Source organism: Micromonospora inyonensis (assembly GCF_900091415.1).
Lineage (GTDB): Bacteria > Actinomycetota > Actinomycetes > Mycobacteriales > Micromonosporaceae > Micromonospora > Micromonospora inyonensis.
In genome coordinates this window covers 307,161-320,318 of sequence record NZ_FMHU01000001.1, presented here as the reverse complement: position 1 = coordinate 320,318, position 13,158 = coordinate 307,161, and the positions used below count along the sequence as shown (strand labels likewise).

Below are 13,158 nucleotides of genomic sequence, written 5' to 3'. Positions count from 1 at the left end.
GGCCACATGGCCCCTACCCAGACCGAGGCGCGACTGCTCGTCGTCGAGGACGACCCGAACATCCTCGAACTCCTCTCCGCGAGCCTGCGTTTCGCCGGCTTCGACGTGGCGACGGCGACCAGCGGCAGCGCGGCGTTGAGCGCCGCCAAGGATCATCGCCCCGACCTGGTCGTCCTCGACGTGATGCTGCCCGACCTGGACGGCTTCGAGGTGATCCGGATGCTCCGCGAGGGCGGTACCCGGACACCGGTGGTCTTCCTGACCGCGCGGGACGCCACCGACGACAAGATCCGGGGCCTGACCCTGGGCGGCGACGACTACGTCACCAAGCCGTTCAGCCTGGAGGAGCTGACCGCCCGGATCCGGGCGGTGCTGCGGCGCACGGTCACCGGGGAGCACTCGCCGTCCCGGCTCACCTTCGCCGACCTGGAACTGGACGAGGAGACCCACGAGGTGCACCGCGCCGGGCAGCGGGTGCAGCTCTCGCCGACCGAGTTCAAGCTGCTGCGCTACCTGATGCTCAACGCCAACCGGGTGCTGTCCAAGGCGCAGATCCTCGACCACGTCTGGAACTACGACTTCCGGGGCGACGACAACATCGTCGAGTCGTACATCTCGTACCTGCGCCGGAAGGTGGACAACACCCAGCCCCGTCTGATCCACACCCTCCGCGGGGTCGGCTACGTGCTGCGCAAGCCGGCGGCGTGAACGCCGTCGACCAGGCGAAGGGGCGACTGCGGGCGGTACCGCTCCGGGTCAAGCTGGTCACGGCCGTACTCGCCCTGGTCGCCGCCGCCCTCGTCGTGATCAGTTCGCTGACCACCTTCTTCCTCCGCAGCTACCTGGTCGACCAGGTGGACGCGGAGCTGCGTAGCAACGAGGCATCCATCCGGGGGGCGGTCAGTCGCCTGTTGTTCGAGGGGAACCCACAGCAAACGGACCTCCCGACCGACTACATGGTCGCGGTGATCGGCGCCAACGGGGTCGGTTCGGTGAAGTACGACACCAGGAACCTGGACCCTGCGGACCTGCCCGTGTTGTCGGACACCTTCGCCGAGGCACAGGAGCGCGTCGGTGAGCCGTCCACGGTGCCTTCCCAGGACGGCGGAGTCCGCTGGCGGGTGCTCTACATCCAGCTCCCCGACGGCCCGGTGCTCGCCATCGGGCAGCACCTCACCGACGTCGACCGGGCGGTCAAGCAACTCGTCTGGATAGACCTGCTGGTCGGCGGCGCGGTGCTGATCCTGCTCGCCTCGATCGGCGCGGCGATCGTGCGGACCAGCCTGAAACCGCTGGTCGACATCGAGCGGACGGCCGCCGCGATCGCCGGTGGCGACCTGACCCGAAGGGTGCCCGACCCGGAACAGGGCAACGAGTGCCCCACCTCCGAACTGGGCCGGCTCTCCCGGGCGCTGAACTCGATGCTCACCCAGATCGAGGCGGCCTTCACCGCCCGTGCCGCGTCCGAGGCGTCGGCGCGGTGGGCGGAGGCCGCGGCCCGGGACGCCGCCGAGGCGGCCCGGGCGTCCGAGGCCCGGGCGATCCGTTCCGAGGAGCGGATGCGGCAGTTCGTCGCGGACGCGTCGCACGAGCTGCGCACTCCGCTGACCACCATCCGGGGCTTCGCCGAGCTGTACCGGCAGGGCGCGGCCCGGGAGCCGGAGGAGACCGCCGGCCTGCTGCGCCGGATCGAGGACGAGGCCGCCCGGATGGGGCTGCTCGTGGAGGACCTGCTGCTGCTGGCCCGTCTGGACCGGGAACGGCCGCTCTCGCTGGCCCCGGTCGAGCTGCCGGTGCTCGCCGCCGACGCGGTCCAGGCCGCCCGGGTGGTCGCCCCGGACCGCCGGATCGGCCTGGACATCGGCCCGAACTCCGGGCCGCTGGTCGTCCGGGGGACGACGCCCGGCTGCGGCAGGTCATCGGCAACCTGATGACCAACGCGTTGACCCACACCCCGCCGGACGCCTCGGTGACCCTGCGGCTGCGGGCCGAGGAGGCGATGGCCGTGGTGGAGGTGGCAGACACCGGGCCGGGGCTCTCCGAGGAGCAGGCCGAACGGGTCTTCGAGCGGTTCTACCGGGCCGACGCCGCGCGGAGCCGACGGGCCGGTGGGGCCAACGGGACAGGGCTGGGACTGGCCATCGTCGCCGCCCTGGTCGCCGTCCACCAGGGCACCGTCGAGGTGGACTCCACCCCGGGTGGTGGGGCGACCTTCCGGGTACGGCTGCCGTTGGCACCGGAGGAGCCGGGTGACTCCCCGGGCGAGCCCGCGCGCGACGCGCGGTGATTTTCAGGCAACATTCAGGCGGGTTCCAGGCTGGACGCAGCCCTCGAAGGCAAGGTGGAGACATGACCGAGTACGAGACCGACCCGCAGCGGCGACCGGCCGACACCGAGCCGGTACATCCCACCGCCGAGCTGCCCCGCGCCGAGCAGGCGCCGTCGCCGTACGCCGCGGACGCCACGGCGGCGTCCGCCGACCGTCCCGGAGCCGACGCGCCCCCGGCGACGCCCCCCACCACCGACGTGCCGGCAGCCGGGACCGCCGCCCCGGCCGACACCGCCGCCCCGGCCGACACCGCCGCCCCGGCCGTCACCGCCGCATCCGCCACCCCGCAGGGTGTTCCGACCCCGCAGGGCGTTCCGACCCCGCAGGGCGCCCCCGGGCCGTCCCCCGCGGGCACGCCGCAGGGCTGGCGCCCGGCCGAGCCGACGCCCCCCTCCGCCGCGCCCTACCCGGGCCATCTGTCCGGGCAGCCCGGTCACCCGTCGCCCGGCGGCCCGTACCCGAACGGTCCCTGGTACCCCGGGAACCAGGGCGGTTGGCACGCCGGGCACCCGGGGCAGCCGGGACCGTCCGGGCCCGTGCCGCCCGTCGGGCCGGTGCCGCCGTGGGCGCAGGGTCCGGCTCCCCGCCCCCACACCCCGCCGGGCCGGGCGGCCAAGTTCGCCGCCGCCGGGGTCGCCGTGCTGGCCCTGATGTTCGGCTCCGGGGTCGGTGGCGGCGCGGTCGCGCTCGCCCTGTTCGACGACACCGGCGACACCCGCACCTACTCCGCCGCTCCGGTGCTCAACAGCGCCGACCTGCCGAAGATCGCCGCTGCCGTGCAGGACAGCGTGGTCTCCATCCAGGCCGGCAGCGGCGAGGGCTCCGGCGTCGTCCTCAGCGCCGACGGGTTCGTGCTGACCAACAACCACGTGGTCGCCTCCGCCGGTGGTGAGACCGTGCAGGTGGTCTTCGCCAACGGCAGAACCGCCGCCGCGGAGGTGGTCGGCACCGACCCCAGGACCGACCTCGCGGTGGTGAAGGCGTCCGGGGTCTCCGGTCTCCAGCCGGCCAAGCTCGGCGACAGCGACGCGATGCAGGTCGGTGACCAGGTGCTCGCCCTGGGCAGCCCGCTGGGCCTCCAGGGATCGGTGACCGCCGGCATCATCAGCGCCCGGGACCGGACCATCCGGGCCGGCAGCCAGCAGGACCCGCAGGCCGGGGCCAGCTCCATCTCCGGCCTGCTCCAGACCGATGCCCCGATCAACCCGGGCAACTCCGGCGGCGCGCTGGTGAACACCCGGGGCGAGGTGATCGGCATCAACACCGCGATCGCCACCAGCGGCCAGAGCAGCGGCAACATCGGCGTCGGCTTCGCCATCCCGAGCAACAAGGCCAAGCTCGTCGCCGAGCAGCTCCAGCGGGGCGACAAGGTCAGCCACCCGTCCCTCGGGGTCAGCGTCACCGGTGCCGAGGACGGTGGAGCCCTGGTCTCCACGGTCACCCCGGGCAGCGCCGCCGAGAAGGCCGGACTGCGCAAGGGCGACGTGATCACCAAGTTCGGCGACAAGGTCATCAAGGACTCGAACGACCTGGTGGCGGCCGTGCAGGCCGGCAAGGTCGGCGACCGGGTGGAGGTCGAGTACCGCCGCAACGGCGCCACCGCCACCGCCACCGCGACGCTCGCCGAGGCGTCCTGACCGGGGCTGTCTCCTCCCCACTGACGGCGGGCGGCGGAACCGAGGGGGTCGGTTCCTCCGCCCGCCGTCCGTTCGTGGCCACCCGTACCGGGTGACCCGACCTCACCCCGACCACCGGCAGCATCGACAGCATCCGCGGCGGCAGGGGAGGGAAGCGGCATGACCACGACGGCGGGACGACGCAGCGACAGGCAGATCCAGCAGGACGTGTCCGAGGAACTGCTCTGGGAGCCCCGCATCCCGTCGACCGGGGTCGGCGTGACCGTCCAGGAGGGGGTGGTCACACTGACCGGGCAGGTGGGCAGCTACGCGGAGCGGTGGGCCGCCGAGCGCAGCGCGCAGCGGGTGCGCGGGGTCCGGGCGGTCGCCGACGAGCTGGAGGTGCGGCTCGGCGTCGACGCCGAGCGCACCGACGCCGAGGTGGCGCTCGCCGTGGTCCGGGCGCTGGAGTGGGACAGCTTCGTGCCGGCCGAGCGGCTGGACGTCACCGTCGCCGACGGCTGGGTGATGCTCCGGGGCCAGGTCGAGTTCGGCTTCCAGCGCCGTGCCGCCGAGCGCGAGCTGCGCCGGCTGCGCGGCGTGCGGGGGATCACCAACCTGGTCCGGGTCGGCCCCCGTGGCGCGTCCACCGGTCAGGAGCTGCGTCGGCGGATCCAGGGGACGCTGCTGCGCCGGGTCGGGACGGAGGGGGTCACCGTGGAGGTGGCCGGGGACGCCGTGCTGCTCGCCGGCACGGTGCGGACCCTGGCCGACCGGGACGAGGCGGAACGTGTCGCGTGGTCGACGCCGGGGGTCTGTGTGGTGCGCACCGAGGTGGCCGTCGCCGGCTGACCCGGCGGCCTGCGGTTTACCCCTGGCGGTGGCGGGAAGCCGCCAACCGGGACCTGACAGGGGAGGCGTCGTCGTCGTGAACCAGTCGTCCGCCACGCGCGAGGGGCCGTTGCGGATCGCCATGGTGGTGCCCCCCTGGTACCCGGTGCCCCCGTCCGGCTACGGCGGCCTCGAACAGGTGGTGGCCGGTCTGGTCGACGGTCTGGTCGACCGGGGGCACCGGGTGACGCTCTTCGGCGCTGGTCCCGCCCACGGCACGGACGCCGCGTACGTCCCGACGGTCGGCGAACTCCAGCATGAGCGGCTCGGCGAGTCCCTGCCGGAGCTTGCCCACCTGGCCCGGGTGCACCGTTCGCTCGACCCGGCCCGCTTCGACGTGGTGCACGACCACACCACGATCGGGCCGCTGCTGGCCGAGCGGCGCGCCCTGCCCACGGTCGCCACCGTGCACGGCAACCCGGTCGGCGAGTACGGCGAGGTGCTCAGCCAGGTGCCCGACACGGTCGGCCTGGTCGCCATCTCGCACGCCCAGCGTCGGCTGAACCCGGGTCTGCCCTGGGCCGGGACGGTGCACAACGCCCTGGAGACCGGGGTCTTCCCGCGCAAGCGTGCGCCCGGCACCGGTCCGGTGCTCTGGTTGGCCCGGTTCAGCCCGGACAAGGGGCCGGAGGTGGCCCTCGCGGCCTGCCGGGCGGCGGGATTGCCGCTGGTGCTGGCCGGAAAGTGCAACGAGCCGGGGGAGCGTCGCCACTACGCGGAGGTGGTCGAGCCGCTGCTCGGGCCGGACGTGCGGGTGGTGTTCGACGCCGACCGGGAGACCTGCCTGCGGCTGCTGGTGGAGGCCCGCTGCCTGATCATGCCGATCCAGTGGGACGAGCCGTTCGGCATGGTGATGGTCGAGGCGATGGCAACCGGCACGCCGGTGGTCGCGTTGAACCGGGGCGCCGTGCCCGAGGTGGTCCGGCCCGGGGTGACCGGGCTGGTCCTCGACCGGCCGGAGGAACTGCCGGCCGCGCTGCGCGAGGTGGACCGTCTGCGGCCGGAGGACTGCGTGGCGCATGTGGCGGAGCACTTCTCCACCGCCGGCATGGCGCGCGGGTACGAGGCCGTCTACCGCCGGCTGGTCGCCCGCCCGCACTCCGTCCGCGCCGAGGTGGTCGGGACGCGCGTCCGCTGACGGGTCGGCCCAACGTTGGCTGGCTCCACAGCACCCCCGCCGGGCAACACGATTGACGGCGGGATCGTGCGCTGACTAGGGTCGCTCCGTGTCCAGCCCTGAGGCGTCCAGACGCTAGCCACCGGTCTTCGGTGGCGGGCTCGTGGTGATGTCGCTCTGAAGCGCTGTCGAATCTGAGACGGCGCTCTCCTGCCATGCCTGTCACCGGACCGCCGTGGGCTGTCCCTCGCGGAGGGTCGCACCTGGGCGACGCCACCGTCTCCGTCGCCTCCGTGAGATCGCACCCCGGGTTTCCCTCGCGCGGTGGTCCCGTGCGCCCGGCTGGACGCGTGATCCGTCGCCACGTCCAGCCGTGGCCGTCGTGACTCGACCGCGTCCTTCACCCAGTCGCGTCGAGAATTGTGGGTCTGGTACGAAAATAACGACCGTGACTGATCGTCTTACCTGTTCACGCGGCTTTCGTGGTGGGTTCGATCGGGTTGAGGGTGACGGTGTAGCCGAGCTTGTTCAGTGCGGCGATCGCGCGGCGGCGTTCGCGTTCGGGGTCGCGGCGTAGGAAGTGGTCGGCGCCGAGGTCCTGGTAGCCGGTTCCGTCGGTGAGCATGTGCCATACGGAGGTCAGGATGGAGTGTTCCAAGGCGACCAGGGCCTTGGGTTTGCTGCCGAGTCGGCGTACGAGGCGGGTGTACTGGGCGCCGAGGTAGGTGTTCTTGGAACGGGCCGCGGCCATCGCGGCGGTGCCGAGGGCGTCGCGCAGCCACCGGTTGCCTTTGGTGGTCTTGCCGGACTTGCGTTTGCCGCCGGATTCGTGGTTACCGGGCGACACCCCGGCCCAGGAGGCCAGATGCCCGGCGGTGGGGAACCGGGACATGTCCCCACCGGTCTCCGCGATGATCACCTCAGCGACCCGGAGGCTGATCCCGGGAATGCCATCCAACCGGGTCAGCTGGTCACGAAAGGGTGCCATCACCCGCTCGATCCGGGTGCTCAACGTGGCGATGTCCCGGCTGATGGCATCGATGCGGTCCAGATGCATCCGGCACAGGAACGCGTGGTGATCACCGAAGCGGCCGATCATCGCCTGGGCCAGGTCAGGAATCTTGGACCGCATCCGGCCTCGCGCCATCTCCGCCAATACCTGCGCGTCGCGCTCTCCACGGATGAGCGCTTCCAACATGGCGCGCCCGGAGATACCGAGGATGTCGGTGGCGAAGCTGGACAGCTTGATCCCGGCGTCCTCCAACTCCTTCTCCAGCCGCTGGGCCTCCCGGGTACGCTCTTCGGTCATTACCGTGCGGTACCGCGTCAGATCGCGAAGCTGGCGGATCGGCTCGGGCGGCACGAAGCTGGCCCGTAGCAACCCGCACTCGGCCAGTTGTGCCAGCCACACCGCATCGGCCACATCGGTCTTGCGTCCGGGCATCGCCTTGACCTGCCGAGCGTTGACCAACTCCACGTTCAGGGCGTCTTCGAGCAGGTAGTACGGGGCCCGCCAGTAGTCGCCGGTGCCTTCCATGACGACCAGGCTGACCTGCTCGGCGACCAGCCAGTCCCGCAGCGCTAGCAGGTCGTTGGTGGTCGTGGCGAACGTACGTACCTCGCTTCGCCGCTGGTTACGCCGTGTTCCCGGGGTCCGCAGGCACGCCTTCACGTCCCGCTTGCTGATGTCCAACCCGGCACAACGATCATGCAGCACATCCACGGCCTGCCGTCTCCTTCCCCTCGCGACATCACATAGCCGTCCGAGCCGGCAGCTGCGGGAGGCAAAGAATCTGGTACTCGTGCTCTTACGGCAACAATCCACGACTCCCGAAGTACGCGGCTGCCAGGGTCAAGCTGAGACACGAGCTTCAGGCATCAGTGACGGTTCGACCTCGACCCGGACGAGCGGCACCATTTTCCCGCCCCACGGCGGCCCCGCAAGGGGCAGGGGAAGCTGAGTCGAAAATGAACCTCAGGTGACTGGGGTTATGACCGCCTGGTAGCCGAGTTGATGGAGTTGGCCGAGGAGGCGGCGGGCTTGTCGGGCTGGGTCGGTGCGGGTCAGGAAGTACGCGGCGCCGAGGTCGTTGTAGTCGGTGTCGTTGCTGATCATGTGCCAGATCGCGGTGAGGATGCTATGTCCGACCGCGACGAGCGCTCGTTTCTTGCCGCGTCGGCTGGCGATTCGTCGATATCGGGCTTGAAGGTAGGTGTCTTTGCTGCGTGCGGCTCCGGCTCCAGCCTCGCCGAGTGCGCCGCGGAGCCAGGAGTCGCCTTTGCGGGTTGCTCCGCCGTGGTGTTTGCCGGCGGACTCGTGGTTACCGGGACACATCCCTGCCCATGAGGCGAGGTGGCCTGGGGTGGGGAACCGACTCATGTCGACGCCGATCTCGGCAATGAGGACCTGGGCGGAGCGCTGACATCGGCCTTCGCCGGGGGAATGATCATCGGAGCGCCCCTGACGGCCACCCTCAGCCTGCGTTGGCCACGACGACGGGCGCTGCTGGTCTTCCTGGTCGTCTTCATCCTGGTGCACGTCGTCGGGGCGGTCACCACCGACTTCGACGTCCTGCTGGCCAGCCGGGGCGTCGCGGCGCTGGCGTACGCCGGGTTCCTGGCCGTCGGCCTGGCCACGGCGACCGGAATGGCCGGGCCCGACGCCCGTGGCCGGGCCGCCTCCGTCCTGCTCGGTGGCATCACCCTGGCCTGCGTCGCCGGGGTGCCGGCCGGTGCCCTGCTCGGTCAGCTCTGGGGCTGGCGTTCGGCGTTCTGGGCAGTCGCCGTCGTCTCGGTGCCCGCCGTCGTCGCCATCCTGCGCTCGGTTCCGGCCGGCGCACCGGATGCGGCCGCCCCCGGCGCCCGGCGGGAACTGCGGGCGCTGCGCCGTCCCCGGTTGCTCGGGTACCTGCTCCTGGGTGCCCTGGTGAACGGCGCGACCTTCTGCACCTTCACGTACCTGGCTCCACTGGTCACCGACGTCACCGGGTACGGCACGGATCGGGTGCCCGTCCTGCTGGCCCTCTTCGGCCTGGGATCGTTCGCCGGCGTGACCCTCGGGGGCCGCCTGTCGGACTCCCAGCCGATGCGACTCCTCGTCCCCGGCGGCCTGGCCCTGCTCGCCGGCTGGCTGCTGTTCGCGGTGGCGGCGGAGCACGCGTCCGTGGTGTTCCTGCTCGTCTTCGTCCAGGGGACCCTCTCGTTCGCCGTCGGATCCACGCTCGTCGCCCGGGCGCTGTACGCGGCCGTCGACGCGCCGTCCCTGGGCGGCTCGTTCGCGACCGCCGCCCTCAACGCGGGCGCGGCCGTCGGCCCCCTGCTCGGCGGTGCCGCCATCGGTGCGGGACTCGGCTACCGGTCCCCGCTGTGGGTCAGCGCGCTGCTGGTCGCGGGGGCGTCCTGGCAGCGGGACTCGCCTGGACGGTGCGCGGCCGGGTCCGGACCGACCCGCCCGGGGAGGTGGTCGCCTCCTAGTGCGGGCCGGGGACGTCGGGTGGGATACCCCTAGGTCCGCGCGGCGGCGAGGCGTTGCAGGGCGGTGTCGAGCTGGCGGGCGTACCCGGGGGGTGATCGCACCCTCGCTGACCCGGCGCGCGACCTTCTCCCGCCGCTGGGCCACCGACCGCGTCACGTCGTGCTGGCCGCCGGAAGCTTCGGCGGTCAGGTTGCGTAGGTGGTTGTCCAGGTCGAGGCCGACGTCCTCGCGGATCTCGCCGGCCGTGACGCCGGCATCGATGAGCTGGTCTAGCCGACCCACCGCGCTCTCCAGGGTCTCCCCGCCCGGGTTGGCCGCCGGGCGCGACGGCGTGGCCGCCGGAGGCCGGGACGGGCGTTCCACGGCCGTGCCGGCCGGGGCGGGCGACTCACCGGTGGGCGCGACCGCCGGCCCGGTGGTCGGCTGGACCTGGACCGGTGGTGGGGTCGTCCCGGGGTCGTCCGGCCAGGCCAGCACGACCGGGACGAGCACCACGAGCGCCCCGGCGGCCAGACCGAGTGCCCACCGGCCCCGTCCCCGGTCCGTGGGCGCACCCGCCCGGACCTGGTCGGCCGGTGTCCGGCCGGCCGGCGGCGCGGGTGCCGGCCCGACCGTCACGGGCACCGGGGCGGGCTCGCCCGGTGGCAGCGGCACGGTCTGCGCGGGAGCCGGCTCGGCCGCCAGCTGTCGCCCCAGCGCCTCGGCGACCTGCCGCGCGGTGGGGCGTTCGGCCGGATCCCGCGCCAGGCACCGCAGACAGGTCCGCGCGACCAGGGGCGGCAGGTCCGGTACGCCGGCCAGCGTCGGCGCATCGCGGGTCTCCAACGCCACGCCGAGCTGTTCCCAGGTGTCCGCCGGGTACGGCACCCGCCCGGTCAACGTCTCGTAGAGCAGTACGCCGAGGGAGTAGACGTCGGTCGACGGCTGGGCGGGTGCCCCGTCGAGACGTTCCGGCGCGACGTACGCGGGGGTGCCGAACGTGCCGCCGTCCTCGTCCTCGTCCGGGGCACCGACCCGGGTGGCGATGCCGAAGTCGAGGACCTTCGCGCCGACCGGGGTCATCATCACGTTGGCCGGGGTGATGTCCCGGTGCACGATGCCGAGCCGGTGCGCGGCGGCGAGGGCGTCAGCCACCTGCACGCCGATCCCGACCGCCTTGGCCCAGGGCAGCGGTCCCTCGGTGAGCCGGCCCTCCAGTTCCTCCCCGTTGAGCAGTTCCATCACTACGAAGGAGGTGATCGTGCCGTCCGGGGCGATCGCCTCGCCGTAGTCGTGCACCGAGGTGACGTGCGGGTGAACGAGCTGCGCGGCGGACCGCGCCTCCTCCCGGACCATGTTCCGGAAGCGGGCGTCGGCGGCCAGCGACGGGGCGAGCACCTTCACCGCGACGATGCGGTCGAGCACCTCGTCGCGGGCCCGCCAGATCACCGACATGCCGCCGGAGCCGATCCGGTCGAGCCACCGGCCACCGGCCACCGGCCACCGGGCGTGGACGTGCCAGGATTGACGCCATGGCTGGCGGTCCGGTGGCGTTCGTGCTGGGTGGCGGGGGAGTGCTGGGCGCGGTCGAGGTCGGCATGCTGCGCGCCCTCTTCCGCGCCGGGATACGCCCCGATCTGGTGCTGGGCACCTCGATCGGGGCGGTCAACGGAGCGCTGGTAGCCGCCGACCCGACCGAGGCGGTGACCGACCGGCTGGTCCGGCTCTGGGCCTCGCCCGAGGCGAGCGAGGTGTACGGCGACTCGGTGGCCCGGCAGTTGCGCCGGTTCGCCGCCCGGACCCATCTGCACTCGCCCCGCCCGTTGCGCCGGCTCCTGGAGGTCGAACTCGGCGCGGAGACCACCTTCGCCGACCTGAGGATCCCCTTCCGGTGCTGTGCGGCGAGCATCGAACGCGCCGCCGAGCACTGGTTCAGCACCGGCCCGGTGGTGCCCGCCGTGGTCGCCTCGGCCTCGGTGCCGGGGTTGCTCCCCCCGGCGGAGATCGACGGTGAGCACTACGTGGACGGTGGCATCGTCAACTCGATCCCGATCGGTGAGGCGGTCACGCTCGGCGCGCGGCGGGTCTTCGTCCTCCAGGTGGGACGGATCGAACGCGTACTGACCCCGCCCCGGCGGCCCTGGGAGGTCGCCCAGGTCGCGTTCGAGATCGCCCGCCGGCACCGGTTCGCCCGGGAACTGGCGGCGCTGCCCGACGGGGTCGAGGTGCACGTCCTGCCGACCGGAGGGCTGGAACCCCGGGACGACTCGCCGTGGGCCTACCGGGACATGGCCGCGGTGGGCCGGCGGATCAGCCGCGCGTACATCGCCTCGCGGGACTATCTCGCCGCGCTGGAGAACTGATGCCGTTGCCGCCGAGGTGGGTCCGCCGGGTGCTGCTCGCCCCGGCGGTGGTGTTCCTCGCCTTCACGGTGGTCACCACGCTGCCGGTCTGGCTGCTGGTCGCGGCGGCCCTGTCACCGTTCGTACCCGGCCGGCTGCGCCCGTTGCGTCTGGTCTGGATCGGCGTGGTCTACCTGGTCTGGGACGCCGCCGCGCTGCTGGCCCTGTTCGGGCTCTGGATCGCCGCCGGCTTCGGCTGGCGTACCCGCGCCCCGGCCTTCCAACGCGTGCACTACCTGCTCGCCGGCTGGTTCCTGCGGGTGCTCTTCTGGCAGGCCCGCTGGACGCTACGGCTGACCATCGACGTGGCCGGCACCGACCCGGACACCGCCCTGCCCGGCCGGCCGGAACTGGTGCTCTGCCGGCACGCCGGCCCGGGCGACTCGTTCATCCTGATCCACGCGCTGGTCAACTGGTTCTACCGGGAACCGAGGATCGTCCTGAAGGACACCCTCCAGTGGGACCCGGCGATCGACGTCCTGCTCAACCGGCTGCCCACCCGTTTCCTCGCCCCCGGCAGCCGGCGCGACGGCACGGTGTTCGACCAGATCGGGCACCTCGCCACCGGGCTGGACGACAACGACGCGTTCGTCATCTTCCCGGAGGGCGGCAACTTCACCCCCCGGCGGCGGCTGCGGGCCATCGACCGGCTCCGCTCGCGGGGCCTGGAGGGGATGGCGCTGCGCGCCGAGCGGATGCGGCACGTGCTCGCGCCCCAGCCGGGCGGAGTGCTCGCCGCCCTCGACGCCGCCCCCGAAGCCGGCGTCATCTTCGTGGCGCACACCGGGCTCGACAAGATGCTGACCGTGGCGGACGTCTGGCGGGAACTGCCGATGGACAAGCGGATCGTCATGCGGTTCTGGTCGGTCCCGCCGGAGGAGGTCCCCGCCGGGCGGCAGGAGCGCATCGACTGGCTCTTCGACTGGTGGGCGCGGATCGACCAGTGGATCGAGGCCAACCGCGACGGTACGGCCGCGCTGAACGGTGACGGGCCGGTCGACGCGTAGGGTGCGCTGCGTGGAGCAGATCTGCGTGGTGACGACCGTGGTGGACGCGCGCTCGGTCGCGGACGTGCTGGCGGCGACCGCCGTGGCCGGACGGCTGGCGGCCTGTGCCCAGGTGGGCGGTCAGGTGGACAGCACCTACTGGTGGCAGTCCGCGATGGAGACCAGCGTCGAGTGGTCGGTGCAGTTCAAGACCGCCCCGGACCGGGTGGACGCCCTCGTCGACCAGATCCGCGCGAGCCACCCGTACGAGGTGCCGGAGATCCTGGTCAGCCGGGTGGCGAGCGGCAACCCGGACTACTCGACCTGGGTGCACGAGCAGACCCGGCCCTGAGTACGCGCACT

12 protein-coding genes and 1 pseudogene are annotated in these 13,158 nt (G+C 72.7%); 10 read left to right on the top strand and 3 right to left on the bottom strand.

The genetic code is table 11. The features are described from left to right. The first annotated feature begins 6 nt into the window (after positions 1-6). The 6 genes from GA0074694_RS01185 to GA0074694_RS01165 all read left to right on the top strand — a co-directional run bounded on the left by GA0074694_RS01185 (position 7) and on the right by GA0074694_RS01165 (position 5,974). Positions 7-708 (top strand): response regulator transcription factor, encoded by a 702-nt coding sequence (locus GA0074694_RS01185; protein WP_088982280.1) that lies wholly within the window; start codon positions 7-9, stop codon positions 706-708. Beyond that, the gene (locus GA0074694_RS01180; protein ID WP_425413572.1) at positions 705-1,931 is read left to right on the top strand and encodes a sensor histidine kinase; all 1,227 of its coding nucleotides are present in this window, start codon (positions 705-707) and stop codon (positions 1,929-1,931) included. Before GA0074694_RS01185 ends, GA0074694_RS01180 begins: the two co-directional genes overlap by 4 nt. After that, positions 1,931-2,287 (top strand): sensor histidine kinase, encoded by a 357-nt coding sequence (locus tag GA0074694_RS34060; RefSeq protein ID WP_425413571.1) that lies wholly within the window; start codon positions 1,931-1,933, stop codon positions 2,285-2,287. The genes GA0074694_RS01180 and GA0074694_RS34060 overlap by 1 nt, the downstream gene beginning before the upstream one ends. A 62-nt stretch (positions 2,288-2,349) precedes the next feature. Further along, positions 2,350-3,966, top strand: a complete 1,617-nt coding sequence (locus GA0074694_RS01175; protein ID WP_091451097.1) for a trypsin-like peptidase domain-containing protein — start codon at positions 2,350-2,352, stop codon at positions 3,964-3,966. A gap of 159 nt (positions 3,967-4,125) precedes the next feature. After that, a complete protein-coding gene (locus tag GA0074694_RS01170) occupies positions 4,126-4,797 on the top strand; it encodes a BON domain-containing protein (RefSeq protein ID WP_091451094.1) in 672 nt (223 codons plus the stop codon). 28 nt (positions 4,798-4,825) lie between these two features. Then, positions 4,826-5,974, top strand: a complete 1,149-nt coding sequence (locus GA0074694_RS01165; RefSeq protein ID WP_425413570.1) for a glycosyltransferase family 4 protein — start codon at positions 4,826-4,828, stop codon at positions 5,972-5,974. 448 nt (positions 5,975-6,422) lie between these two features. Here the strand turns inward: GA0074694_RS01165 and GA0074694_RS01160 are convergent, their stop codons facing one another. Both GA0074694_RS01160 and GA0074694_RS01155 read right to left on the bottom strand, forming a co-directional pair. Continuing rightward, positions 6,423-7,676 (bottom strand): IS110 family RNA-guided transposase, encoded by a 1,254-nt coding sequence (locus GA0074694_RS01160; RefSeq protein ID WP_091451091.1) that lies wholly within the window; start codon positions 7,674-7,676, stop codon positions 6,423-6,425. Between the two features lie 252 nt (positions 7,677-7,928). Continuing rightward, positions 7,929-8,333 (bottom strand): transposase, encoded by a 405-nt coding sequence (locus GA0074694_RS01155; RefSeq protein WP_218105633.1) that lies wholly within the window; start codon positions 8,331-8,333, stop codon positions 7,929-7,931. Here GA0074694_RS01155 and GA0074694_RS01150 point away from each other — a divergent pair. Beyond that, positions 8,307-9,461, top strand: coding sequence for a Cmx/CmrA family chloramphenicol efflux MFS transporter (locus GA0074694_RS01150; protein WP_091451087.1), 1,155 nt, complete (start codon positions 8,307-8,309; stop codon positions 9,459-9,461). The genes GA0074694_RS01155 and GA0074694_RS01150 overlap by 27 nt on opposite strands. A 720-nt stretch (positions 9,462-10,181) precedes the next feature. On the opposite strand, the pseudogene GA0074694_RS32500 reads toward GA0074694_RS01150, so the two are convergent. Continuing rightward, positions 10,182-10,862: pseudogene (locus tag GA0074694_RS32500) on the bottom strand (serine/threonine-protein kinase); the annotation flags it as partial. A 77-nt stretch (positions 10,863-10,939) separates the two neighbouring features. Between GA0074694_RS32500 and GA0074694_RS01140 the strand changes: the two are divergent. From GA0074694_RS01140 to cutA, 3 genes are read left to right on the top strand one after another with little or no spacing between them, the layout of a single operon-like run. Beyond that, positions 10,940-11,770, top strand: coding sequence for a patatin-like phospholipase family protein (locus tag GA0074694_RS01140; protein ID WP_091451084.1), 831 nt, complete (start codon positions 10,940-10,942; stop codon positions 11,768-11,770). After that, positions 11,770-12,816 (top strand): 1-acyl-sn-glycerol-3-phosphate acyltransferase, encoded by a 1,047-nt coding sequence (locus tag GA0074694_RS01135; RefSeq protein WP_091451081.1) that lies wholly within the window; start codon positions 11,770-11,772, stop codon positions 12,814-12,816. Before GA0074694_RS01140 ends, GA0074694_RS01135 begins: the two co-directional genes overlap by 1 nt. A gap of 10 nt (positions 12,817-12,826) precedes the next feature. After that, positions 12,827-13,147 (top strand): divalent-cation tolerance protein CutA, encoded by a 321-nt coding sequence (gene cutA / locus GA0074694_RS01130; RefSeq protein WP_091458465.1) that lies wholly within the window; start codon positions 12,827-12,829, stop codon positions 13,145-13,147. Positions 13,148-13,158: the final 11 nt, after the last annotated feature.